Source organism: Cupriavidus sp. MPR-AND1C (genome assembly GCF_058809705.1).
In genome coordinates this window covers 22,198-46,001 of record NZ_JBXASU010000041.1, presented here as the reverse complement: position 1 = coordinate 46,001, position 23,804 = coordinate 22,198, and the positions used below count along the sequence as shown (strand labels likewise).

At 62.6% G+C, this 23,804-nt stretch carries 19 protein-coding genes; 9 read left to right on the top strand and 10 right to left on the bottom strand.

All coding sequences use genetic code 11. From position 1 onward, the window contains the following. Positions 1–109: 109 nt before the first annotated feature. From AC1RWI_RS21520 to AC1RWI_RS21510, 3 genes are read right to left on the bottom strand one after another with little or no spacing between them, the layout of a single operon-like run. Positions 110–400 carry a hypothetical protein gene (locus AC1RWI_RS21520; RefSeq protein ID WP_043346151.1) on the bottom strand — a complete coding sequence of 97 codons (291 nt, stop codon included), beginning with the start codon at positions 398–400 and terminating at the stop codon, positions 110–112. Beyond that, on the bottom strand, positions 397–861 hold the full coding sequence (locus AC1RWI_RS21515) for a helix-turn-helix transcriptional regulator (protein ID WP_492868624.1): 465 nt from the start codon (positions 859–861) through the stop codon (positions 397–399). The genes AC1RWI_RS21520 and AC1RWI_RS21515 overlap by 4 nt, the downstream gene beginning before the upstream one ends. A 2-nt stretch (positions 862–863) precedes the next feature. Continuing rightward, positions 864–1,367 (bottom strand): hypothetical protein, encoded by a 504-nt coding sequence (locus AC1RWI_RS21510; RefSeq protein WP_144409808.1) that lies wholly within the window; start codon positions 1,365–1,367, stop codon positions 864–866. Between the two features lie 1,627 nt (positions 1,368–2,994). Between AC1RWI_RS21510 and pgaA the strand changes: the two genes are divergently transcribed. The 6 genes from pgaA (at position 2,995) to AC1RWI_RS21480 (ending at position 11,655) form a co-directional block, all read left to right on the top strand. Next, entirely contained in the window at positions 2,995–4,917 is a 1,923-nt protein-coding gene (gene pgaA / locus AC1RWI_RS21505) for a poly-beta-1,6 N-acetyl-D-glucosamine export porin PgaA (protein WP_492868622.1), read from the top strand. 6 nt (positions 4,918–4,923) lie between these two features. Continuing rightward, a complete protein-coding gene (pgaB, locus tag AC1RWI_RS21500) occupies positions 4,924–6,969 on the top strand; it encodes a poly-beta-1,6-N-acetyl-D-glucosamine N-deacetylase PgaB (protein WP_492868620.1) in 2,046 nt (681 codons plus the stop codon). Positions 6,970–7,035: 66 nt separating this feature from the next. Next, a complete protein-coding gene (gene pgaC, locus AC1RWI_RS21495; protein WP_043346157.1) occupies positions 7,036–8,358 on the top strand; it encodes a poly-beta-1,6-N-acetyl-D-glucosamine synthase in 1,323 nt (440 codons plus the stop codon). Positions 8,359–8,371: 13 nt separating this feature from the next. Further along, positions 8,372–8,815 carry a hypothetical protein gene (locus AC1RWI_RS21490; protein ID WP_492868618.1) on the top strand — a complete coding sequence of 148 codons (444 nt, stop codon included), beginning with the start codon at positions 8,372–8,374 and terminating at the stop codon, positions 8,813–8,815. Positions 8,816–8,908: 93 nt separating this feature from the next. Next, complete coding sequence (gene glmS / locus AC1RWI_RS21485; protein ID WP_492868616.1) at positions 8,909–10,414, top strand: glutamine--fructose-6-phosphate transaminase (isomerizing); 1,506 nt, start codon at positions 8,909–8,911, stop codon at positions 10,412–10,414. Positions 10,415–10,416: 2 nt separating this feature from the next. Continuing rightward, positions 10,417–11,655 carry a hypothetical protein gene (locus tag AC1RWI_RS21480; RefSeq protein ID WP_492868614.1) on the top strand — a complete coding sequence of 413 codons (1,239 nt, stop codon included), beginning with the start codon at positions 10,417–10,419 and terminating at the stop codon, positions 11,653–11,655. A gap of 283 nt (positions 11,656–11,938) precedes the next feature. Here AC1RWI_RS21480 and AC1RWI_RS21475 read toward each other — a convergent pair whose 3' ends face one another. The 6 genes from AC1RWI_RS21475 to AC1RWI_RS21450 form a co-directional block, all read right to left on the bottom strand. After that, positions 11,939–13,519 (bottom strand): fatty acyl-CoA synthetase, encoded by a 1,581-nt coding sequence (locus AC1RWI_RS21475; RefSeq protein WP_492868612.1) that lies wholly within the window; start codon positions 13,517–13,519, stop codon positions 11,939–11,941. Positions 13,520–13,728: 209 nt separating this feature from the next. Further along, positions 13,729–15,438 carry a CocE/NonD family hydrolase gene (locus AC1RWI_RS21470; protein ID WP_492868610.1) on the bottom strand — a complete coding sequence of 570 codons (1,710 nt, stop codon included), beginning with the start codon at positions 15,436–15,438 and terminating at the stop codon, positions 13,729–13,731. Positions 15,439–15,469: 31 nt separating this feature from the next. After that, positions 15,470–16,468 carry a porin gene (locus AC1RWI_RS21465; RefSeq protein ID WP_492868608.1) on the bottom strand — a complete coding sequence of 333 codons (999 nt, stop codon included), beginning with the start codon at positions 16,466–16,468 and terminating at the stop codon, positions 15,470–15,472. A 269-nt stretch (positions 16,469–16,737) separates the two neighbouring features. Further along, on the bottom strand, positions 16,738–18,051 hold the full coding sequence (fahA, locus tag AC1RWI_RS21460; RefSeq protein WP_492868606.1) for a fumarylacetoacetase: 1,314 nt from the start codon (positions 18,049–18,051) through the stop codon (positions 16,738–16,740). Positions 18,052–18,058: 7 nt separating this feature from the next. Further along, positions 18,059–18,862, bottom strand: a complete 804-nt coding sequence (locus AC1RWI_RS21455) for a cyclase family protein (protein ID WP_492868604.1) — start codon at positions 18,860–18,862, stop codon at positions 18,059–18,061. 46 nt (positions 18,863–18,908) lie between these two features. Next, positions 18,909–20,174, bottom strand: coding sequence for an MFS transporter (locus AC1RWI_RS21450; protein ID WP_492868602.1), 1,266 nt, complete (start codon positions 20,172–20,174; stop codon positions 18,909–18,911). A gap of 193 nt (positions 20,175–20,367) precedes the next feature. On the opposite strand from AC1RWI_RS21450, the gene AC1RWI_RS21445 reads away from it, so the two are divergent. The 3 genes from AC1RWI_RS21445 (at position 20,368) to AC1RWI_RS21435 (ending at position 22,168) form a co-directional block, all read left to right on the top strand. After that, positions 20,368–21,075, top strand: a complete 708-nt coding sequence (locus tag AC1RWI_RS21445) for a TetR/AcrR family transcriptional regulator (RefSeq protein WP_052494570.1) — start codon at positions 20,368–20,370, stop codon at positions 21,073–21,075. 425 nt (positions 21,076–21,500) lie between these two features. After that, positions 21,501–21,755, top strand: a complete 255-nt coding sequence (locus tag AC1RWI_RS21440; protein ID WP_492868599.1) for a FitA-like ribbon-helix-helix domain-containing protein — start codon at positions 21,501–21,503, stop codon at positions 21,753–21,755. Next, positions 21,752–22,168 carry a type II toxin-antitoxin system VapC family toxin gene (locus AC1RWI_RS21435; RefSeq protein WP_492868597.1) on the top strand — a complete coding sequence of 139 codons (417 nt, stop codon included), beginning with the start codon at positions 21,752–21,754 and terminating at the stop codon, positions 22,166–22,168. The genes AC1RWI_RS21440 and AC1RWI_RS21435 overlap by 4 nt, the downstream gene beginning before the upstream one ends. A 483-nt stretch (positions 22,169–22,651) precedes the next feature. Here the strand turns inward: AC1RWI_RS21435 and AC1RWI_RS21430 are convergent, their stop codons facing one another. Further along, positions 22,652–23,731: a YncE family protein gene (locus AC1RWI_RS21430; RefSeq protein WP_158408278.1), complete on the bottom strand. Its 1,080-nt coding sequence runs from the start codon at positions 23,729–23,731 to the stop codon at positions 22,652–22,654. Positions 23,732–23,804 lie beyond the last annotated feature (73 nt).

Below are 23,804 nucleotides of genomic sequence, written 5' to 3'. Positions count from 1 at the left end.
TGCAATGCCTGCCAGGCGCACAGCTTTTTCCGCAGCGACGGCAGGTCCACGCGGATCATATTGCCCACCAGGTGCCAGAACTGAAAGAACGACGCGCACTTCGGGAGATCTACGGGCGCTGTCGTTCCCGCGCCCTTCGCGGAGCGTTATTGGTTTCCCGCAGCGAATTGAGAAAATCCCGCGCCAGCGCAACGCACTCATCAAAGCTTCGGTCAAAGCCGATCCGCTGGATTCTGGCGAACTGCTCGCGCATGATCGGCGGGCCCGCCTCGATCAGGACCGTCCTGCCCCCGAAGGTCCAGAACGGCTCGATACCCCCGTGCGTCCTGACCTCGTCCATCAGCGTGAAGGCGTGAGGGAACAGGCGTTCCCAGATGTCACCCCGGAGTTCAATCTTCATGCCCACAGCCCTCCGCGTGTCGCAGTCAATGACTGCGCGAGCCGTCTGAGGTTCTTCCAGATGTCGGCCGGTTTCCGGTGCTGCTTCGCCGCCACGTCGGCCACTACCTTGGTGACGAGCTGCAGTGGCGCCTCATCCAAGACCTGGGCTACTTGCGGCCGAAATTCCGCCGGCACCTCGCCAGTGGCCAGCGCCCATTCAAGCTGATCAGGCGTGAGCTCGCCGGTGTAACTGACGTTCGCGCCCTTCACGGCCATCCATAGCGCGCGGGTCGGCGTGCCCCCGGCTCTGCGGTCGGCTTCGGGATCGTACACATCAAGCGCCAGACCGAGGACGTCCATCAGCCGGCCCAGCGTTTCGAGCGTGGCGTTCACGGTTCCATGCTCGATGCCGTTTAGGGACTGGCGCGACAGTTTGGCCATATCCGCCAGTTGCTGCTGGGTCAGCCAGCCGCAGGTCATTGCTACCAGCGCATGCCTGTCCCCAAGGATCCGGTTTCGAAGATCACGTATTGCGTTCGTTGCTTGTACGTGGCCTCCACCCGATAGTCGGCGGGGGGCACCTTGAACAGGCAGCGCGGGCCGGTGGCCTGGAACGCCACCAGCACCCTGCCATGCCGCCGCAGCTGGACATTGACTCCCGCCAGTAAGTCGCCGCGTGGACCCTCCGTGAATATGATGCCGAGGTTGTATTGTTGTTCGAGATCGGTCAGCTGGTCCTGCTCCGCGACGCCCGTGCCACCGCAAATATAGGTGACATTGCCCACAGTCCGCGGCACCATCAGTTGCGGTCCGGAGGCCTGCGGGCGCATGACTGGCGGTTGCGCCTGTGAGGCTGCGGCATCCGGCTGCGCGATGAAATGCGGCGGTTGCGCGCTTGCCGTCTGTACCTGTGTAATTGAGGCCTGCGGGTCTGCGGCTCGTGGTATTGCCATCGCCGGGGCGGCTATCTCCAGCGGTGTGGTCACGGGTTGCGGTTGCTGGGCCGGCGCCTCCGCCGGTGCCAGCTCCGCCGGCTTTGCCGCAGCCTCTGGCAACGAGGAGGCCGCCTGCGGCAACGTAGGCGATGTCTCTGGCGACGATTGGGCGTGCGTGCCAAACGCGAGCGCCGCCGACAGAACCGTAAATACAAAGCGCGCAACAGCAGCCGGGCGGGCAGTATGTGAGATTGGCACTGCGTTCCCCTCTCTGGTTTGGTGCGAGAAGCCTAGACAATTGCAGCATCCACAGCTATCCGCCAGAAGTCCCACCCATTTGTGGCCTGGCGCACATTGCCGCCTCCATCATGCGTGCCGCACTCAGTCTGGATCTGGTGGGGTAGCGGCAAGGGTCCTCGACCTGGTTCTCCTGCGCTGTGGGCGAACCCGAGCGAGGGGAGGGCGCCCAGCCATTGCGCGTCAAGCGCGGCAGTCGGCACGCCGCACTGCCACGACCGCGTGCAGGTCGGGCTGCGCACCGGCGACTTGACCTTCGGGCCGGACTACAGCGTGAAGCTCGGCATGGGCCGGGCCTGCGGCCGGCGTTCGCAGCGCCGTTCCAGGATGACACTGCCTTGCCGCCCGACCAACAAGGGGACGGGCGGCAGGTGACGTGCTTCAGTCTCAGTCAGGCGTGGTGTCATCCTTCAGCTCCCTGGCGTCGAAGACGATGGTCCTCACGAACGTCGCGGGATGTCCCCGTCGCATCTGCCCGCACTTGCCTTGCTCGGCGGGCTACGAAAAATTGATCCCTGATCGTACCAGGTAAGCGGAACGATTCTCCGTGGGCAAGGAGGCTGCGAGATCGCGGAATTGCCGCTGGAGCGATGCGGATGCCTCGCCTCCAACTGCGCGCACGGCACGGGCTAACCCAGCGCAGCCAAACCTGAAGGCCCCGTTCGACGCCCCGCTTCCACTTGAGGCAGTACCCACTGCAGGAACGCGCATTTTTTCACAGCGCGTTCGTGAGCACGCCTACGTGTCATGCCAATGACAGCGCGGCTGGCTTCCCGGTTTAGATCGACTCCATCTTTCGGCTGGGCGCTCTAGTGCTTCTGGTCACTGTCGCAATAGCGCTCGACTGCCAAATAATAGGCGCACCTGCACGAAGCAAGTGCATGAATGCAGGCGCAAAGAGAAAGTCTGGAGGGCGAGGTTAGCAGGGAGCAGCCGCCTTCATGGCAGACGTGAACAGAACGAAAAGAATCGGGGAAATCGGCCGCATCGCCGCAGCACAAATCGCTGCCGAGGGCGAGGGGCATTGGATGGAGGCAACAGGGTGCAACCGGCGAAGATCCGGAGCCGCTTTGATTTCTAGCGAATTCAGCAAGATCAGGTTTCGGTGAACCAGATTGGCGCGTTGTGTTGCAACGGGGCCATCGGGTTGGCCGCGTGATGTCCGTCTCTCTGGTTCCAGCGCATTGGTGCCGGCAAGGATATGCCGCACGCCAGGAGACGTCTTGTTTGCAGTAGCGCGATCCGGGGGGACAAAAACGTGAACGCATCCCAGCAAAGCCGCAAGCGATTGCGGACCACGCTCAAAACCACAGCCGTGCTATTGGCGCTTCTCGCTCGCGAGCATTGCGCAGCAGAGACAGCGAACCCGGCAACACCACGCGTGCAACCACCGGCAAGATTGGAGCAACCCGCGTTGGCCGGCGAGCAGGACCGGCTCAGGGAGCGCATCTTTGCCCTGGCCGAAGCAGGTTCTCCAAAACTGGCGCTGGAACAGGCCACCGCACGCCCGGATGTCTTCGCGCGCCGGGATCTGCTGCTGCTGGAGCATCTTGCCGTTGCCCAGCAAATCCGTTGGGCACGGCAGCAAGCCAGCGCTTCCAATGACCAGGATCGCCTGGTTCCCGCCGACAGCGCGCTTGCAGCCGCCGAGGCACTGCAAGGCAGGATTCCCGCCGACGGCGAATACAACGGGGTGCGGCGCGCGGTCCAGGCGGATCGCCTCACGGCGTTGTCCGTGCGCGGACGCATGAAGGAAGCCACAGCGCTATACGAGCAGCTCTCGCTGGCCAACGAGCCGCTACCGGGCTCGGCTTATGCCGCCGCGGGCGATGCCTACGCCTATCTCGACAAGCCCGACCTTGCCTCGCGCGCCTACGAACTGGCCTTGCAGGCAGTCATCGAGCCGATCAAGGAGACTACCGAACCCTATGCGCTATCGCGTCCTAACGTGCAGGAAAGCCTGTTCTTTGCGTACCTGGACCAGGGACACTACGAGGCGGCGCGCGAACTGGTCTCGATGATGGCCCGTACCACGCCAGCGCAAACCGAGTTGTCCGAAGACGTGGACAAAACCAATCCCGAGTACGGCCGAGTCAAGAAGCTGCAGGCGCAGTACCTCCTCTATACCAATCACGTCAATGAGGGTGTCCAGGCACTGGATGCCTTGCGCAAGGATGCCCCCTTCGATCCCTCCCTGCTGACCGCCCGCGCGGACGGTTCGCTGGTGCTGGAGCGCCCGTACGCCTCGCAAAGCCTCTACCGGCAGGCGCAGGTCGACCACCCCGGCGATATTGAAAGCCTGGTGGGGCTCGGCAAGACCGCCCTCCAACTTCATCAGTACGATCAGGCGAAGGCGGTCGCCGCGGCTTTCGACGGCAAATTCCCCGACAACAACAGCGTCAAGAACTTCCAGCGCGAGTACCGCGTCTACGAGCGACCGCAACTGATCATCGACGCGATTGGCGAGCGCGGCAACGCAGTGCTGGCGGATCATGCCTGGGGTGTTGACACCCGTCTCTACTCGTCACCGATGGCGGACTACTGGCGTGTCTTCGCGCACCAATACACGGCGCGTGGCGACACCGGCGATGGCCAGAGCGTCAGCCGCATACGCAACGGCCTCGGCGGCGACTTCCGGCGCGACGGCTGGGAAGCCGCCGCCGAGCTGCATCAGTCCACCGGCGGTCAGGGCAAGACCGGCGGCACCGGCACGGTCGCCTTCCAGCCCAATGATTACTGGCGCTTCGGCGCGGGCGTTGACTCCGACGACAACGCGTTGCCGCTGAAGGCCTACCGGGCCGGCGTGACAGGCCGCGCTGCCATGGCATCGGCACGCTACTCGCAGGACGATGCGCGCTACTTCAATGTGATGTACGGCGCCTCGCGCTACAGCGACACCAACTTTCACCAGATGTGGCAGGGCACCGCTTACCAGCGGTTGCTGAACCAGCCGCGCCACCAGGTGGCAATCTGGCTTGATGTGGGCACCACCAGCAATACGCTGGACAGCACCGCCTACTTCAATCCTCGACGCGACTACACCGCGCAACTGCGCACCATGTACCAATGGACGCCGTGGCGCTATGCGGAGAAGTCCTTCAGCCAGCGCGTCTATGTTACCGCAGGCGGCTACCGGCAGGACGGCTTCGGCGACAGCATGTTGTGGGAGGCGCGCCTCGAACAGTTCTGGCAGCTTGGCCGCAAGGCTTCGCTCACCTACGGCATCGGCATCGGTAGCAGGCGCTTCGACGCCAGCCGGGAGACGACCAAGCTGATCTACGTCAACCTCAACGTCCCTCTATAGGTCATCATGCAAAAGCTCAATCGCCGAACATTCATCGGGCTCGCCGGCGCGCTGTCTGTGACCAATAGCGTCCACGCCGGCTATGCGCTGTCCTTGCTGCCGCCGCAGGATCGCGACGACGGACTGACTTTCCGCGTACTCGCGTTTCACGACATCCGGGACGACCTGCGTGCGGATGTGGGAACGGTGGCAGATACCTGCGCGATCAGCACCGCCACGCTCAACAATATCTTCGCCTGGCTCAAGGGCAACGACTTCCACCCGGTCAGCGTCGACCAGATCATCGCTTCGCGCAACGGCGGCCCACGCCTGCCGCAGCGCGCCGTGCTGCTGACCTTCGACGATGCCTACAAGAGCCAGTACACCAAGGCCTTTCCGCTCTTGCAACAGTACAACTACCCCGGCCTGGTCGCCGTGGTGTCGCGCTGGACCAGTACGCCCCAGGACGAACCGGTGCGCATCAGCCATAAGTCGGTGATGGCGCCAGGCTATTTCATGAGCTGGGACAACCTGCGCGAGATGGCTGAGTCTGGTCTGGTGGAGATCGCCTCGCACACGCACGACCTGCACCACGGTGCCGTGGCCAACCCTCAGGGCAACGAACTACCGGCGGCCAGCGCGCACCTCTACCATGCCGACCTGAAACGCTACGAAACCGACCAGGAATACGAAAGCCGGGTCGGTGGCGACCTGAAGACGTGCTCGGACATGATCCAGGCCAAGACCGGGGTTCGGGTGCGCTCGATGGTCTGGCCCTACGGCATGTACAACGCGGCGCTGATCGGTGCCTCGCACAAACTGGGCATGAATGTCCACTTCACCCTCGACGACGGGCCCAATACGCCCGAGGTGCCGTTGACCAAGGTCAGGCGCCTGCTGGTCTCCTACGACTGGGATGCGGGTGTCATGATGGGCCAGTTCCGGCAGCAGTCGGCCTATCGCGGCGACAACCAGCCGGTCGAACGGGTTGTCAACGTCTCTCTCGACGACGTGTACGATCCGAACCCCGATCGCCAGGAAGCCAGGCTGTCGCGGCTGATAGATCGGATCAAGGATCTTGAGCCCAAATCGGTCTACCTGCAGGCGTTTCACGATCCCGACGGCAGCGGCACCGCCCAGGCGCTCTACTTTCCCAACCGCCACATGCCGGTGCGCGGCGACCTGTTCTCGCGCGCGGCCTGGCAGCTGATCACCCGAGCTGGCGTACAAGTCTATGCGGCATTGCCGGTGCTTGCCTACAAGCTGCCCGCGGGCCATCCGGCCTCATCGCGGCTGGTAGCGGTGATGCCGGGCGCGCCGGCCACGCCCTTCGACCCGCGCCAGCGGCAACGGCTCAGCCCCTTCGACCCGCTCGCCCGCAGCGTGATCCGCGATATCTACTACGACCTGGGCAGGTACACCAGTCTGAATGGCATCGTGTTTGGCGATGACGCGAGCCTGAGCGATATCGAAGACGCGGGCGACGCAGCGCTTGCCGCCTACGCAGACTGGGGGTTGCCGCGCGGACTGGCTGCGATCCGTGCCAACCCCGATCTGCTGCAACGATGGTCGGACGCCAAGCTCCGGTACCTGATCGACTTTACGGGGCAACTGGGCGACCTGGTCAAGGACTATCAGGGCGGCGGCAATGTGCTGACCGTGCGCAGCCTGCCTGCCAATGCGGTGCTGCGCCCCGATGCGAGCATGCGCCTGGCCCAGGACATCGATGCGTTCGCCGCGCAATACGACTTCGTCAACCTGATGGCCTACGCGGACGCCGGAGGCGGCCCGCCTTCGACGCCCTGGCTGGAGGGCCTGGCCCGCGCCGTAGCGGCGCATCCGGGCGCGCTGCCGAAAACCATCTTCGCGTTGCAGACACTCGACGGCCGTACCCAGGCGCCGGTCGCCACCACCGCGCTACGCGATCAGATGCAGCGCCTGCGCATGGCTGGCGTGAAGCACCTCGGCTACTGCCCCGACCAGTTCATGGTGAACCAGCCAGACCTGGCGGTGCTGCGGGATGTCATGTCGATGCAGAACCTGGTGCGACCGCGCAATGGCATGAAGGTTTAGACCAAGAGCCAGATCCAGTCCAAGATCCAGACCAAGAGCCGATAGCAACAAGGTAGGGGGAAGATTATGAAGAATACGGCAAGCCTGCTTTCGAACTTTGTCTTCTACTACCCACTGTTCATGTCCTACTTATGGATGACCGGCGGGCTGCTTCACTACTTCCTGATCGAGAGAAAAGAGCGCAAGGAAACGCGGGCGGACGTGTTACTCGATTGCCCGAAGGTGTCGGTGATCGTGCCCTGCTTCAACGAGGAAGCCAATGTGCGCGAGGTCATCGCGAACCTGGCGGAGTTGCGTTATCCGAACTACAACATCATCGCTGTCAATGACGGCAGCAGCGACGCCACCGGCGACATCCTGAATGCGCTGATCGATCAGTATCCGCAATTGCTGGTGATCCACCAGAACAGTAACGAGGGCAAGGCCATTGGCCTGACCACTGCGGCGATGCTGACCGATGCCGAGTATCTGCTGTGCATCGACGGCGACTCGTTGCTTGACCGCGAGGCGATCGGCTGGATGCTGCGGCACTTCCTGCGGGATGCGGGGGTTGGTGCGGTCACCGGCAATCCGCGCATCCGCACCCGGACCTCGCTGTTGGGGCGCATGCAGGTCGGCGAGTTCTCGTCGATCGTGGGCCTGATCAAAAGGACCCAGGAAATGTATGGCCGCCTGCTGACCGTGTCTGGCGTGATCTGCATGTTCCGCAAGAGCGCGCTGCGCGGCGTGGGTTACTGGAGCCCCGACATGCTGACCGAAGACATCGATATCAGCTGGAAGCTGCAGGTCAATGGCTGGCGGCTGCATTTCGAGCCGCGCGCGCTCAGCTGGATCCTGATGCCGGAGACGCTCAAGGGCCTGTTCAAGCAACGCCTGCGCTGGGCGCGGGGCGGCATCCAGGTGCTGCAGAAGTATGCGGCGCCCATCGTCACCAAGAACAAGCCGATGATGTGGCCGATCTTCCTCGAATACTCGATCAGCGTGATCTGGGCCTATTGCATGCTGTTCACGCTGGTGATGACGGCCGCAACCGCGCTGTTCGTGCTGCCCGAAGCCTGGCGCTTCGCCGGCATGCCGCGCGGGGCCGGCGTCTTTCTCTTTCTGACCTGCTGCGTGCAGATCCTGGTCGGCTGCGTCATCGATCGCCGCTACGACACCAAGCTGCTGCGCTACTTCCTTGACACGATCTGGTACCCGATCGCGTTCTGGACCATCAGCATGGTCGCATCGGTGATCGCCCTGCCCAGCGTGCTGTTGCACCAGCGCCGCACCCGGGCAAGGTGGGTCAGCCCCGACCGCGGCATCCGCGAGGACGCCCCCGCGTCCACGCCGCCAAGGTCACCTGCGCCCGCATCTCCGGTTGTCGGGCAGCTTGAAGAGCATTCTTGAGGAGGAGTGAGACATGAAAGAGCCCATCATTGACGCGTCCGGCACGACCTTGCAGCAGTATCTGCAGCACCATGCGCGGGGAAAGGCAGTCCGACGATATCTCTGGTATCGGCTGGCGCGGCCCCTGCTGGTGGCCTGCATCTGGGTAGCTGCGGCGTTCTACATCTACTGGTGCGTGGCCTCCGCGGGAAGCACCGAGTTCGCGCTTAGGGAAGTCATCCCCGACGCGTTGACCATTCTCTGGATAGGCATGGCGCTCACGGTGTGGACGTTGGCGCGCCGCTTCGGGACAAGCGTGTCCAACCTGAAACGGCCTGCCCGGGTGGCACCGATCTCGACGCTCGACTTGGCCAAGGATGTGGTGCTATCGGTGGGCACGGGTCGTCGCCTGGTGGCTTTTCACGACGAAGACGGCCTGATCTCGCACGTTGCACCGCTACAGCAGGAACTAGCCTGACCAGCTCCGCAGTTTGGCCTCGCGCCGGCAGCCCGGCCGCTTTCGCGCGAGGTCCTCATTGAATGGATTTTGCATCATCACGGGGAAATCAGGATGTGCGGCATTGTCGGCGCCATCGCGCAACGTAATGTGACACCGGTCCTGCTGGAAGGATTGCGGCGTCTCGAATATCGCGGCTACGATTCCTGTGGCGTTGCCGTGCTCCAGGATGGCGAGCCGCTTACGCGCAATGCGCACCCCATCTTCTCCAGCGGCGAGATCGCGCTGGTGCATAACGGCATCATCGAGAATCACGAATCGCTGCGCGAGACATTGAGCGCACTCGGCCGTGACGGAAACTACCTTGCCTCCGACACCATGGCACTGGCCGGCAACGCGGAGCACTTTATCTACCTGGAAGAGGGTGACTTGGTATCACTCTCGCGCGAGGGGATCGCGATCGCGGACCGCGACGGTAACCCGGTCGCTCGCGAGATCCGCGAGCTAGAGGCAACGGAGGCAGCCGTCGGAATCGGCCCGTACCGGCACTACATGCAGAAGGAAATCTTCGAGCAGCCATCGGTGATCGCCGACTCCACCGAACACCTGGTGAGGTTCGCCCCGGCACTGTTCGGTGCGCATGCCAATGCTGTCTTCGCCGAAATCGATTCGGTGCTGATCCTTGCCTGCGGCACCAGCTACCACTCGGGGATGACCGCCAAGTACTGGCTGGAGTCGATCTCGCGTTTGCCAACCAGCGTGGAGATCGCGAGCGAATACCGCTATCGCGACAGCGTGCCGAATCCCCGCACCCTGGTGCTGGCAATCTCGCAGTCAGGCGAGACGGCCGACACACTGGCCGCGCTCAAGCATGCGCAGGCGCTTGGCCATCGTCATACACTGGCAGTATGCAACGTGGCGGGCAGCGCCATCCTGCGCCAGGCGGCCTTGCACTTCCTGACCCGCGCGGGCGCCGAGATCGGCGTTGCTTCCACCAAGGCCTTCACCACCCAGCTGGTGGCGCTGTTCGTCTTGGCGGCAACGCTGGCCAAGCGCCGCGGCATGCTGGACGCGCACCGCGAAGCCGCCATGCTTGGGCAATTGCACCACTTGCCGGCGGCGCTGAATGGCGTGCTGGCGCTGGCGCCACAGATCATTGCCTGGGCAGGCTCGCTGGCGCGCAAGGAGAACGCGCTCTTTCTTGGCCGCGGTATCCACTACCCGATCGCACTCGAAGGCGCGCTCAAGCTCAAGGAGATTTCCTATATCCATGCCGAGGCCTATGCTGCCGGCGAGCTAAAGCACGGGCCGCTGGCACTGGTAACTGAGCAGATGCCGGTCGTCACGGTTGCCCCCAATGATGCGTTGCTGGAGAAGCTCAAGTCCAACTTGCAGGAAGTGCGCGCACGCGGTGGCGAACTCTACGTGTTTTCCGATGCAGACAGCAAGATCCGCAGTGCGCCCGGGCTGCACGTCATCCGCATGCCCGAGCACTATGGGTTGCTGTCGCCGATCCTGCACGTGGTGCCCCTGCAGTTGCTGGCGTATCACACTGCCTGCGCGCGCGGCACCGACGTGGACAAGCCGCGCGATCTCGCCAAGTCCGTGACTGTGGAATAACCATGCGTGCGTTCGCCATGATGCGTGGCGCTACCCTCGTGCTTGCCGGTGCGCTGCTATGCGCGCCGGCGGGTGCGCGTAACGAAGGCCGGAACAATGGCCGCGCTGACACCCGGCCGCCCGCCAAGGTCCGCCCGGCGATCGATCAGCGCGCCTTTATGCATGGCATTGGCGCGGCCAGCGGGCCTGGGCAGACCACCTACATCGTCTTCAGCAGCTCAGGCCTGCCGCCGCGTGGCCCCGATCGCAATCGCAACTGGACGCACGACATCTACGTCGCCGAATGGAACCCGGCCCAGGCCAGTCTTGGCAAGCCCCGGCTACTGGTCGCCGAGAAGGAAGCGCAGGAGCCGGTTTCGGTAGCGCAGAACGCCGCGGGCCGCATCATGCTGACCTTTGAGGACGGCTCGAACACCACCAACGGCGTCAGTCAGCGCTTTCGTGTGTACGGCACGGACCTGCAATCGAAAGAGGCGAAATCGACCGACGTCTGGTCTGGCGGACACTCTGGCCACGTGACAGCGGTAGGGGACAATTTCGTCGTGTTTTACTCGGACGACTGGATCGATGGTGGCGGCGTGGACAACCTGGGCACCGGGAACGGCGTCTACCTCAAGACCTACGACGGTAACGGCCGGCTGCTGCAAAGCACCGAGGTGGCGCCGAACAAGCGCGAATGGTGGCCATTGATTGCAGGCTCGAAGGAGACGGCCTTGCTTGCCTGGCAGGAGTTCGTGCCCGGCGAGACGCACGCCAGGCTGAAGACGGCCGTCTATCGGCCCATCGACGGCACGCTGACTGGCATGCAAGTACTGAATGGCCGCCTGAAGTACTACACCTACAGCGTGGCCTATGTCCCGGCCCTGGACAGCTTCCTGCTGGTTGGCACTAACGACGTGGGCAAGGGCTTCGCGCATCTGCTGGACAGGGCGGGCAGGGTGAGTGCCTCGCTGGCCTGCATGCCGGAAAGCGTGCGCGAGGCCGGCATCACCGTGGTCGGCAACATGGCGTACACGCCCTCGCAGGATGGCCGCCTACTGCACCTGAAGATGTCCGCCGACGCAATTGCGTTGCACGGCAGCCAGCCGTCGCCGATTCCATGGACTTATGCAGGCAGCCTTGGGCTGGTGCGCTCGCCATCGATACTGCACTGGGTCTCCCTGACTCCCGCGGGCCTGCGAGAGAGTGATTTTGATTTGAGCCTGGCGACGCCGCCTTCGGCTGCCGATTTGTGCAAGTAGGGATGTATCCGACCGCGCAATACGACAAGCAGGGAAGTCGCATCACTCATCGCGCCATCTACGCTGGTGCTCTGCACCAAATTAGTGCGGCGCAGCCGCTTGTCACGCAGTGGGCGCCAGGGAAGCCTTCATCATGGCCGTTGGGACCGTCCAGCGGAAAGGGCGCGTGGGGCAAGGCGCTGCGGCTGCGCACGCGTGCCAGCCAGGCTGAGTTCGCGGCCTACCTGAACACCAGCCCGACGACCATCCAGAAGCTGTTCAAGGAACGGTGCCTCTCAATTGGTCAGACGGTAGACGGCACCTCGAATTGGCGGCGTAATTCTCGCTTGAGCAGCTTTCCGCTCGGATTTTTGGGTAGGCTGTCGACGAAGACCACGCGCTTGGGCACCTTGAAGTGCGCCATGTGGGCCTTGCAGTGTTCGATCACCCGATCTTGCTCAAGAGTGCATCCCCTCTTGACAACAATGACGGCAGCCACTGCCTCGACCCAGCGGGGATCCCGAACACCGACGACCGCGACCTCCGAAACCTCCGCGATGCGGAAGATGGTCTCCTCCACCTCTCGAGTGGCGACGTTTTCCCCGCCAGTCTTGATCATGTCCTTTTTTCGATCCACGATTGTGATGTAGCCCTCGTCGTCCATCCTTGCCAGATCGCCACTATGGAACCAGCCGCCGGCAAATGCCGTTTCGGTCTTGTCCGGCGCGTTGAAGTAACCCGACAGGAGTTGGGGAGAGCGATGCACGATCTCACCGATCTCACCGGGCTGGACATCTTCCATTTCGTCATTGACTAAACGGGTTTCCACGTTCAGTACCGGCCGTCCCGCAGATCCGGCCTTGCGTAACTGGTCGCCCGGCTTGAGCACCGCCGCCAATGGCGCGATTTCTGTTTGCCCGTAGTAGTTCCACAGCCGAACCTTAGGCAAGCGCCGCCACATTTCTAGTAGCACCTCGACCGGCATCATGGACGCGCCGTAGTAGCCCTTTTCAAGCGTAGTGGGATGACTCGATTCGAATAGCTCTGAACGCAGCAGGCTGATCCATACCGTCGGCGGAGCAAAGAACGAGCTAATCGCATTCCGTGCGATCAACGGCAGAATCACGTCCGGCCGCGGCGTGCCGGTGATGACGTTCGTACATCCAAGATAGATCGCTGGCCCGAGGAAGCAGTCGAGTTGCGCACAATGGTAGAAGGGCAGCGCATGAAGAAGCGTATCCTCGCCTGACATCTCCCCTTCGATGACGCAGCTGACGTACTGCCACAGCACAGCGTCATGACTCAAGAGTGCGCCCTTGGGCAAAGACTCGGTGCCACTGGTATAGATGATTTGAGCGGGTGCGCTGGATTCGACAGTGATCGAAATCGGCTCATCGGCACCGCTCAGCAAGTCGGCGAATGTTTCCATTCCCGCAAGTGCTGTTGCCGGTTCTTCACCCGGCAGCCAGAGCGTTCGCGACACTTTGGTGTCCCGTTTGATCGCCTCCAGCCCCAAATCCTCCAGCCCCGGGCCGACCGCAAGCGTTTGCGCACCCGAGTTGCGCAAGATGTACGCAATCTCGTCCTCGTTCAACATGAAATTGATTGGAACGAGAATGGCTCCGATGCGCGCGATGGCAAAACGCATCGCGGCGAACGCGTGGGAATTCCGCGACAGGATGGCGACCGGGTCCCCTTTGCCGATGCCTCGTTCGAGTAGCGAATGGCCGACCCGATTGCAGATGCGATCGAACTCGGCATAGGTCCATCGCACGTCGCCGCATAGGATCGCGTCCTTGTCAGGGCTACGTTTCGCCGCGCGGCGGAGTATGTCGCCAATGCACTGCTGCCGGACGAACTCGTCGACCAGTCCATGTTTGCTCATTTTCGGTCTCCTTATCATTTTGAACTGGGGCCTTTCGGGGCGATCTCATGTGTCGCGCGGTCAAAGCCGTGCGCCGCGCGTGGTGGCTTCAATCGGTAGGCCCCCGATCCTTACCGAAGTTGAAGCCGTTCCTCGTGCCGTGCTGCCTTGAACGACATACGAGAGGAGGCCAAACAACGGCCTGCTGATCGCTTGCCGCGGACGGCGACTCAGAGCGCCGGAATGACAGGCAGCAAGATGCGCGCAGCGTATTCACCACCGCAATGAAGGGAAGTCACGCCGCGGAATCGCTCCTGGCTCCGATCGACAGGATGATCGTGCAGCATCACCGAACATCCCCGCAGCTCCTTGCCATACAGCCTGGGATAGGGACCTGGCAGATCATGCTGAAAGTCCGAGCCGCCTACCGTAAGTACAAGCCGATAGCCTTTCGGAAAGACGAAGCAGGTTGGCCAGATCTCAACCTGGACTTCGTATACTTCGCCCGGCTCAAGCGGCTGAATCTCGTCATGCGTATGTACGGGCTGATAAGGTTTGGAGACAGCCGAATCCAGCTTGCGATGAGATGCTCTCAGCCAGCCTTGCGTAATGGGCGCGTGGGGCTCGACGGAACCGAGCACCAGATGCTCCTTTCCGTCTGGCGCAAAGGCCCGCACCGTCAGAAACAAGTCGGCATCCGCGGCTGTCGAGGAGATATAGAGCGTTGCAGCCAGTGGCCCGGTCAATTCTGTGTCCTGCTCAAAGGGCACCGTACTGAAACTCACCTTCCCGTTGAGCCCGTCAAAGGACTGTAGAGATGACGCAGCCGGCGGTTCCGCATTCAGTGCCAGGGTATCTGCGTCCAGATACATGGGCGTCCACGCGGTCCGGGCCAATGGCCACTCGAACTCGGCACGCTCAATGAACTTGTCTGTGTGGCGTACCTGAAGCCTGATTGGCGGCTCACGGTCCCAGCCGTTGTCTTCCCCCTTGAGGAAGTGATCGAAGAACCGGCGTTGGAGTGCGACCCCATAGTCGGTATAGAACTCCGTCCAGTGTTCAAGGCCATGGATCTCGAGCCACTTCTGCTTCGATCCGGCGTGCAGATACCCTTCAATGTTTCCGCGCATGTGCAAGCCCTGGCCACCCCAGTTGCCGCATGAGAGCACAGGCACTTCGATGGCCGGCAAGTCCGCGCGCCTGCCGTCAAAGTAGCCGGCCGTGATAAGTTCCGAGCCGACCTGCATGGCATCGATGTCAACGCGGTTGGCGATCAGTTGTTCGTCGCTGAGTTCCGCCGGTCCGGAAATCGGAACCCCGTTGTTGGGATTCACATGCCCACGCCTGCCGAGGCCGTGCTGCACGTTTGTCACCTGCATCGGATACCACTCGATCATGAAGGTGTTGAGCATTCCGCCGTGCCTGACGACGTCCCTGTAGAAATCGCTGAACCCCTCGAAGGGGCAGATCGCCGCCAGATGGGGGGGGCGCTTTCCCGCGACGATCCATTGGATGGAAGCGTAATAGGACACGCCCGCCAGCCCGATCTTCCCGTTGCTCCAGGGCTGCTGCGCTGCCCATTCAATGCAATCGTAGAAGTCCTGTGCCTCGCGCGGGGAGAAGGAATCAATGACGCCTGGTGATCGGCCAGCGCCGCGCGAGTCCACGCGAATGCAGATATAACCCAGGGGTACCCATCGTTCAGGATCCGCGGTCTCCCAGTTCGCGTACTTCCCGCTGCTGCCGTTGAGGATTTCCGGGTGCTTGGCAGTGAGTGATTGCCATTGTGCAGGGAATCCCACCTGGAATGGGAGGCCCTTCGCGTAGGGTCCGTATGACATCAACACCGGATAGCGTCCTTCCTCTTGCGGGCGGAAGACGTCGGCACGAACTACCGAACCATCGTCCATGGGGATTTCAACGTCCCAATCGATTTGCATGTCTGTCTCCTGATACAGTTTGTAGTCAGCGTTAGAACTTCTGGCGCATGCCCAGGGCGAAGCTGGTGCCGCTGCCCTTTCCAGCCACCTTGTCGAACATAGTCGCAACGTAAAGGTCCGTGCGCGTCGACAGGGCGTAGTCATAACCGCCGGAAAGCCCGTGACGACGATAGTCCGCCATGACATCGCTACGTACGCGTGAAGACACCGCCGAGGCTAAGATCTTTCCGCTGCCGACTGGAATCTGCACACCCACTTGCAGCGTATCGGTCATCGTCGATGCGCCGCTCGTGCTTGTGTGGGCATATTCAGTCAGCAGCTTGATGGCCTTGTAGTCATAGGACAATCCTCCCACCATTGCTGTCTGCGCCCAGCTTCCCGCCGGAAGTCCGGGACCGAGCCGGGTCCTCTGGATGGCGAAGCTCGCCGAGAATGGCCCGCGATCATAGAGGAGCATACCGACGGCATTGTTCTGCGAGTTTGTGCCAGACTGCTCGCCAAGGCTGTATAGGCCCCGGAACGAAACTCCCGAGAATTCCGGTGAGTAGTATCCGAACGCGTTGTTCCAAGCGGTATCGCCAGCAATGAATCGGCCTTGTTGCGGCGTCCACAGCACGTTCTCGAATGGCGAAAATTTGGTCGATCCGGAGAACGCATCGAAGAGTGCGGTGGCCAGGTATGTCGGATTGGCGAGCCGGCCGAGGCGAACTTCGCCAAAGCCATTTTCCAATCCAACATAGGCATTCCGGGCGAAAAGGCCATCCGTGGGTGCACGCCCATTGGCACCCGTGTCCGTCAGGAAGAATCCCTCGAGGCGGTAGTTCGCCTTGAGCCCGGCGCCAAGGTCCTCGCTCCCCGTCATGCCCCAGAAGGACGTCTGCAGACCACCACTTTCCACGCCAGTTGCGGAACGCTGCCCACTGAGATGGGTCGAGCCGACATAGGCGTCTGCGAGCCCGTATAGCTGTGCGCCGGTTGCATTGGCTGCGCAAGGCAACGCAATGAGCGCCAGCGCGTACCACTTCACCATCGGCGCGCTCCTTGAATCCTCGCGCTGGCTACAAGCCATGTCGTCAATGGCACTGCTTACTTGTCGTTCTTTGTACAAAGCATCTCCTCCATCTTATTGACTTCGAGCACCAAAAATCGTGGCGTATGAGCCAGCTCACTGACGGGGTGGTCGTCCCGCCCTGCGGCAGTGTGAATGCTGGTATTCGCCCATGCTGGCTGCGACGCGACAGCGCAGTGCGACCCATAAGGGGCAGAGCGTGGCGCGCGCCAGTTGTGGATAGAAAGCTGTCAAGGAGGCCCAGGGGCCGGCAACACGGTCGCGTAGTTGACGCCGAAGCCGATCCGCGCATAGTCCTCGCGCTCGCACCAGCCACGGAACACGACGGTATCGCCGTCCTTAAGGAAGCCGCGTTGCTCGCCGTCGCCGATATCTGCCGGATGCGTCCCGGATACGGTGAGCTCGATCAACGCCCCGGCTTCCCAAGGATTGGGGCCAGAAACCGTGCCGCTCCCCAACAGGTCGCCGGGCTGCAGGTTGCAGCCTCCCACGGTGTGGTGGGCAATCATCTGGCCCAGTGTCCAGTACTGGTGTTGGAAGCTGGTACGGGTCAGCTTGTGCGGTGGCCGGCCCTGCGCCTGTCGGCGCGCGCTGAGTATCGACACCTCGAGCTGGATGTCGAACGCGCCGGCTGCAGCGTTGTCCGCCGAGCGAAGATAGTCGAGCGGCTGCGGGCGCTCTGGAGCGCGCGTCCACCCGGTGCGGTACGGCAGCAAGGCTTCCAGTGTGACGATCCATGGTGACAACGTGGTGGCGAAGTTCTTGGCGAGGAAGGGCCCGAGCGGTTGCATCTCCCAGGTCTGGATGTCACGCGCGGACCAATCGTTGAGCAGGCACAAGCCGAATATGTGCTGCTGCGCGTTTGCCAGGGAGATGGGCGTACCACGCGCATTTCCGATGCCAATGACCGCACCAACTTCCAGTTCGTAGTCAAGACGCTGGCAAGGTCCGTACACAGGCGCACTGCCGGGATCTGTACGATACTGACCCGCCGGCCGGTAGACCTGTTGGCCGCTGACATCGATAGAGGACACGCGGCCGTGATAGGCGATGGGGAGCCAGTCAAAGTTCGGGTTGACCTCGATCCCGAACTGGCGGCAGCAGTTCACGGCGTGGTCCAGCGAGGTGTAGAAGTCCGTGTAATCGCCGATACGCACGGGAACGGCATGCTCGGCATCCAGCTGCGGCACCAGCGCTTCGCGAACTTGCCGTGCAAGCGAGCTGCCGGACTGCAACAGCCCATAGAGTCCGTGCCGGAGTGCCCGCCAGCTCTCCGGACCCAGTTCAAGCAGGCCATTGAGCGTTGGCGCCGCCGCAGCCCGCACCGCTTCTGCGGCGCTGTCCTGCAAACCGGGCAGAGACTGCAACGCACCGAGGTCGACTATCTGGTCACCGATTGCTACGCCGCCGCGCCACGCTTCGGTGCTGCCCTTGCGCCGGAAGACAGAAAGCGGAAGGTTCTGCAGCGGAAAATCGCAGCCAGCGGCATTGGCCGAGTCCAGCCAGCTGCGGCGCGAGGCATCATGCGTGTGGTTCAGTTCCATGATGAACTCAGGCGGCGTTGAGGGCATCGTCGAAGATGGCAACGGCGCGGGTCCAGCCGGCCGAGGCACCCCGGATCTTGTGCGGGAAACACGAGATGTAGAAGCCATGCGGCGGCAGCGACTCAAGGTTATGCAGCTTCTCCAGATGGCAATAGCCGATATTGCGGCCCGCCTTGTGGCCCTCCCATATCAGGGAGGCATCGTGCGTCTGCGCATACTTCTTTGCCGTATGCACGAACGGTGCATCCCAGCTCCACGCGTCTGTGCCGGTCAGGCGTACGCCATGCTCAAGCAGGTACATGGTGGCGTCGAGCCCCATGCCGCAGCCTGACGAGACATAGTCAGGCTGGCCGTAGCGCTTGCCCGCGCGCGTATTGACCACCACGATCTCGAGCGGCTTGAGCACGTGGCCTATGCGGGCGAGTTCGGCCTCGACATCGTCGGCGGTGACCACATAGCCGTCGGCCAGGCTGGTGAAATCGAGCTTCACGCCCGGCTGGAAACACCACTCGAGCGGCACCTCGTCAATGGTGATGGCGCGCTCCTTCTGCCCCAACGATTCGTTCATGGTGCTGTGGAAGTGATAGGGTGCGTCCAGGTGCGTGCCATTGTGCGTATTGAGCTGGACCTGCTCGATCGCCCAGCCTTCGCTGTCCGGGAGGTCTGATGGATTCAGCCCTGGGAAAAAGGCCGCGATCTGCTTGGCCGTGGCGCGATGGGACAGGTACTCGATCCGGGGGCCATAGCCGGGCGGGTCGGAAACGACATCGTTTTCCAGGTAGATCGAGAGATCGACGAAGTGGCGGGTCATGGTGGCGAATCCTCTGTGGAGATGCGTAAGTTCGGAAGACGCGGGCTCAGCTGGCGTCCAGCGACGGTGCGGCGCTTGCCGCCTCGGATGCGTTCGCGCCGGCTTCCTGCCCGGCGACGGCGCGTGGCAACAGAGTCACCACGCCAGCAGACAGCAGGAACAAGCCGCCGCACAGTGCGATGCTGGGTGCAAAGCCGAACGCCGTTGCCGCCGAGCCCAGCGCCAGGGGGGCGAAGGCGGAGATGCCGCGGCCGACGTTGAAACAGAATCCGGCGCCGGTTGCGCGGATGTGCGTCGGGAAAAGTTCGGAGAAATAGGAGCCCACCAGCCCGGCAAAGGCCATGAAGAAGGCGAACACCGGTCCCAGCGCCAGCAAAGCGGTGTGGTCCGTGACGGCGGTATAGACCGGCAGCATCAGCCCGGAGCCGACCAGCGAAGCGATCACGGCACGTTGCTTGCCGATGCGGTCCGCGAGCACGCCGAAGACGTTGTACCCGAGGAACATACCGACGTTCAGCACGGCCACGAAGCTCGCCATGGTGGCGACATCGAGCCCCCTTTCCCTGACCAGGAAGGTCGGCAGCCAGGTCGAAGCGCCCCAGTACGCGGACAGCGCCAGCGCTGAGGTCGTGGTGCCGAGCAGCGTAATGCGCAGCATGCCGGGGGCGAACAATTCGGCAAGACTCCCGCTGCCAGCGCGCGCCTCGCCGGCCGCCCCCCTAGCTCGCTGCTGCCGCCAGACGGCTGATTCCGGCACGCACAGCCAGACATAGACGATGGCGATGCCTACGGCAGCGCCGCAGACCAGGAACAACATGCGCCATCCATATGCGGGCAGCAGCCAGGCCGCGGCCAGCGCGGCCACGGTCGCGCCCACCGAAAAGGAACTGAGCACGAAGGCCGTGGCTCGTCCGCGCCGGTGCGCCGGCCAAGTCTCGTTGACATGCGCCGCTGCCGCGCTCCAGACCCCGCCCAGGCCAAGGCCGGAAAGGAAACGCAAGAGCAAAATCTGGCGCCAGTCAGTAGCGGCAGCAGTCACCATCGTCAGCACGCCGAAGATGACCAGCGACAGCAGCAACGCCGTGCGCCGGCCCCTGGTGTCGGCCAACCGGCCCATCACCACGCTGCTCAGCCCGATGCCCAGGAGCGTGGCGGTGACCAGCAAGCCGGCCTGCGCCTGGCTGATGTGCAGCGATGCCGTGACGGCCGGCATGGCGATGGCAAGGATGAGGATGTCCACCGCGTCGAACATATAACTGAGGAAACAGCCGAGCAGCACGCGCCACTTCAGCGAGGCAGGATTGAGGGGCATGATGCGTCTCCTGGTTGTGTAAGCCGGGGCCTAAGTTGTCGGCGCTATTCTTATACTGACTGTACGATCGGTCAGTATGAATTTGAGCGGACTGTACGCTCGTACAGTCAAGTCTTGAACTAGGGTAAACGCCGGTGCCGCGAGCGGTGATGTGCGGTTCGCTACAATGGCGCATCAACAACGCGGAGGCAGCATGGAAGGCGGAGAAGCACGGAAATCTGCGATCGGGGCGCGGAGCAGAGCGCGGGAACAAGTGCTGGCGTCACCGATTCCTGAGGCGAGCAAGCGCGAACGCGTGCTCGATGCCGCGGAACGACTCTTTGCGCAAGGCGGCTTTGACGGCGTGTCGATGCGCGATATCGCGGCAGCCGCAGAGGTTGGCCTGCCGCTGATCGTCTATCACTTCGAGACCAAGCGGAACCTGTACCGCGCGCTCTTTGAGCGGCGCAAAACGGTGTTCGAGGCACGCCTGGCGGCACTGCGCGAACCGCTGACGGACGGCAAGGATCCGGTCGAGCATATCGTCCGGGCGTTCGTCGAGCCTGTGATGCGGATCCAGAATACGGAGGGCGGTCTTGCCTATGCCAAGCTGGTCGCACGCGAGGCCTCCGACCCGAAGGAAGCCGAGCGCGGTATCGTTGCCGACTACTTCGACCCCTTTGCCATGGAATTTGTCAAGGCGATCCGTAAGGCCCTGCCGGGAAACGGCACGAGCTATGCGCACTGGGCCTATCTGTTTGCCGTCGGGGCGCTGGTCATGAGCGTTTTCGACAGTCGCATCGAGCGAATCTCCGGAGGCAAGGTCAAGGCCGGGGACATGCGGCGCAAGTCCGAGTATCTGGTGAGCTTTATCGCCGCAGGAATTCGTGCCGGTACAGAGCCGAAGTCGTCGCAGCACTGAAGGTCATCCTGTGCCCGCGAGCGGGCGGCGGCGATCCGCTGGGTCCAGGCGTAGAGGGTCGCCGCGTACAGGCTGACGCTGCAAGCGCTGGAAGAGGGTAGGCCAACCGCCAGTGATCCATCGCGCTCTCCCAAGCTTGAGACGGACTGCGGAGGGTAGCGGCAATGAGAAGGGGGGGCGCAATGCCCAGAGCATTAATATGTTGCTTAGCGCACCCAAAAATGGCAGGCAACCGCAGACAGCAACCTATTGATTTGTCGTGGTATTTTCCAGAAAATCGCCCGGAAACCCGCATGAATGCCAGAGGCAGCCATCCCGGTAAATGGCACCGAAATCAGAGGGACACCTCCTAGGGCGTTGCTTGCGGAAATGAATGCATAAATATAAAATGCATGCATCGAATGCGTTTATTGAAGGATGAAGCTATGGCAATGCTGACCGTTCGTAACCTGCCCGACGACGTGCACCGTGCTCTGCGAGTGCGGGCCGCGCAACATGGTCGCAGCACCGAGGCCGAAGTCCGCGAGATTCTGGAAAGCGTAGTCAAGCCAGAAGCTCGCATTCGCATGGGCGAAGCCCTTGCGGCACTCGGCCGCAAGATCGGCCTGACCGGCGAGGATTTCGAGGTCTTCGACCGTGTGAGCGACAAGACGCCGGCCGAGCCGCTGAGATTTGAATGATCGTCCTGGATACAAACGTCGTTTCCGAGGCGATGAAGCCCGAGTCGCACCCGGCGGTGCGTGCTTGGCTGGACAACCAGGCTGCTGAAACGCTGTATCTGTCGAGCGTGACAGTCGCCGAGCTGCTGTTCGGGATCGCGGCACTCCCGGCCGGCAAGCGAAAGAACATGTTGACGGAGGCCGTTGACGGCCTGTTGGCGCTTTTCCGCGATCGGGTGCTGCCCTTCGACACCGACGCAGCACGGCACTATGCCGAGCTGGCCATGCTGGCGAGGACCAGCGGGCGCGGCTTCCCGACGCCTGACGGTTACATTGCCGCGATCGCGGCTTCGCGCGGGTTCATCGTGGCGTCTCGTGACGCGGCCCCGTACACCCCGGCCGGCGTCACCGTCATCAATCCGTGGGAGGTGTAACCAATGCGGGGCAAGTTCCTTCCGTCGATTCCCAACCCGACCAAGGCATCGACGGCGATGCGCGCTAAGCTTTCAGCAAAAAGTGAATCTATAGTCTTCCCCGAATCTTAAAAGGATGACATCGACATCAGCTTCAAGGGTTTTGGTGTCGCGAGCCTTGAAGGCCAGCCACTTGTATTTCATCTTGTGCCAGCGCTTTTCGATGCGATTGAGCTCCGGGCTGTCCCGAGGACTGCAGTGCTCCGACCACGTTCAGACGCTTACCGCGCCGGGCTTCAATCATGTGTTGCTCCTCCATGGGTGTCCAAGCACTTCGATTCGGCTGCGCTTGCGCGAAGCCAACTTCGTCTACGTAGGCGAGTTCGATTTCGCCACTCTGGGCTTGCTGGGCCAACTCCCCAATTTCGGATTGGACTTGCCGGAACGGGACGCTTGCAATTTCGTGGCCAGCCTGTCTGCCGTAACGAGCCAGGCGGCGCGCCGTCAGGCTACGATGACCATCGATACATCCGGCTCCGCCAGCGTCTTCATGAACCGCGTGAAGCGCAGCGTGGCTAGATCCAGTATGCCCAGCGTGTCGTTGGTGAGCGAGACGTAGGCCGCCGGACGAGTCGGATGGAAGCTAACCGCGATGGGTTGCGCGGGCAGTGCAATGCGGCCGACCGGCTTCAGCGCCGTATCGAACAGCGAGATCGAGTTTTCACCGTAGTTGGAGACAAAGAGTCTCCCGTCGGGAGCCAGGTACACGCGCGTCGGATCCCTGCCCGTCGCGGCGCTGCCGGCGATTCTTCTCGTGGCAACGTCGATGGCGACCACGGTGTCGTCATTACGGTTGGTGACATACAGTGTGCGCTCGTCTTGCGACAGGCAGTTGCCCTCCGGCTTGCGGCCCGGCTTGACGACGACGGGCACGAATGCCGGGTCGTGCGGCCTGAAGTAGGTCACCGTGTTGGATAGCAGGTTCATCGAGAACGCCTGCTGCCCGTCGCGCGTCAGCGCGATCAGGTGGCTCTTGTAGCCCCCGGTCGGTACCGCCCGGTTGGGGGTCTCGCCCCGAGTCGGGTCGTCGAAGATCAGCACGGCGCCCTGGGTCTCCGATAACGCATAAAGACGGTCCTGGTCATCCATGGCCAAGCCATGGATGCGATAGAAGGTATCGGTGCGCAGAGTTCGCACGTGGGCCATCTGCTCCAGGTCGATCACGAAGATACGGTTGCCGCCCTGGCCCTCGATGCTGGAGTTTTGCACGCCGTAGTGGCCGATGTACGCATAGCGCCGCCTGGAGTCCACCACGAACTCGTGCGGATACTGCGCGCCAGACGGCATCGGGATGTGCTTGATCGGATCACCCGTCACCGCGTCGTAAATGCTGAAGGTATGGGCTGATTTCTCGATCAGCAACAGCATTTCGCGCGGGCGGATTACCGCTGGGTTGGCTGTCGCCGGTCCGGCCAGCATGCCCAGCGCCCCCAGGGCGATGCCAGCCGCACCCGTGGCGCACTGCTGCAGGAAATGGCGGCGTGCCGGACTGGTGGCCGGCCTGATGGATTGCACGGATTGCATGGTTAGTCTCCTTCCTTGGTGCCTGCGAGTGTGGTGCCTGTGAGTGCCTGGTCAGCGCATACGTGCGGAAACG

Excerpts from the sequence above, each read along its gene's own strand:
- AC1RWI_RS21520 (WP_043346151.1), bottom strand. The coding sequence starts at position 400 with ATGAAGATTGAACTCCGGGGTGACATCTGGGAACGCCTGTTCCCTCAC.
- AC1RWI_RS21515 (WP_492868624.1), bottom strand. The coding sequence starts at position 861 with ATGACCTGCGGCTGGCTGACCCAGCAGCAACTGGCGGATATGGCCAAA.
- pgaB (WP_492868620.1), top strand. The coding sequence starts at position 4,924 with ATGCAAAAGCTCAATCGCCGAACATTCATCGGGCTCGCCGGCGCGCTG.
- pgaC (WP_043346157.1), top strand. The coding sequence starts at position 7,036 with ATGAAGAATACGGCAAGCCTGCTTTCGAACTTTGTCTTCTACTACCCA.
- AC1RWI_RS21490 (WP_492868618.1), top strand. The coding sequence starts at position 8,372 with ATGAAAGAGCCCATCATTGACGCGTCCGGCACGACCTTGCAGCAGTAT.
- glmS (WP_492868616.1), top strand. The coding sequence starts at position 8,909 with ATGTGCGGCATTGTCGGCGCCATCGCGCAACGTAATGTGACACCGGTC.
- AC1RWI_RS21480 (WP_492868614.1), top strand. The coding sequence starts at position 10,417 with ATGCGTGCGTTCGCCATGATGCGTGGCGCTACCCTCGTGCTTGCCGGT.
- AC1RWI_RS21475 (WP_492868612.1), bottom strand. The coding sequence starts at position 13,519 with ATGAGCAAACATGGACTGGTCGACGAGTTCGTCCGGCAGCAGTGCATT.
- AC1RWI_RS21470 (WP_492868610.1), bottom strand. The coding sequence starts at position 15,438 with ATGCAAATCGATTGGGACGTTGAAATCCCCATGGACGATGGTTCGGTA.
- AC1RWI_RS21465 (WP_492868608.1), bottom strand. The coding sequence starts at position 16,468 with ATGGTGAAGTGGTACGCGCTGGCGCTCATTGCGTTGCCTTGCGCAGCC.
- fahA (WP_492868606.1), bottom strand. The coding sequence starts at position 18,051 with ATGGAACTGAACCACACGCATGATGCCTCGCGCCGCAGCTGGCTGGAC.
- AC1RWI_RS21455 (WP_492868604.1), bottom strand. The coding sequence starts at position 18,862 with ATGACCCGCCACTTCGTCGATCTCTCGATCTACCTGGAAAACGATGTC.
- AC1RWI_RS21450 (WP_492868602.1), bottom strand. The coding sequence starts at position 20,174 with ATGCCCCTCAATCCTGCCTCGCTGAAGTGGCGCGTGCTGCTCGGCTGT.
- AC1RWI_RS21445 (WP_052494570.1), top strand. The coding sequence starts at position 20,368 with ATGGAAGGCGGAGAAGCACGGAAATCTGCGATCGGGGCGCGGAGCAGA.
- AC1RWI_RS21440 (WP_492868599.1), top strand. The coding sequence starts at position 21,501 with ATGGCAATGCTGACCGTTCGTAACCTGCCCGACGACGTGCACCGTGCT.
- AC1RWI_RS21435 (WP_492868597.1), top strand. The coding sequence starts at position 21,752 with ATGATCGTCCTGGATACAAACGTCGTTTCCGAGGCGATGAAGCCCGAG.
- AC1RWI_RS21430 (WP_158408278.1), bottom strand. The coding sequence starts at position 23,731 with ATGCAATCCGTGCAATCCATCAGGCCGGCCACCAGTCCGGCACGCCGC.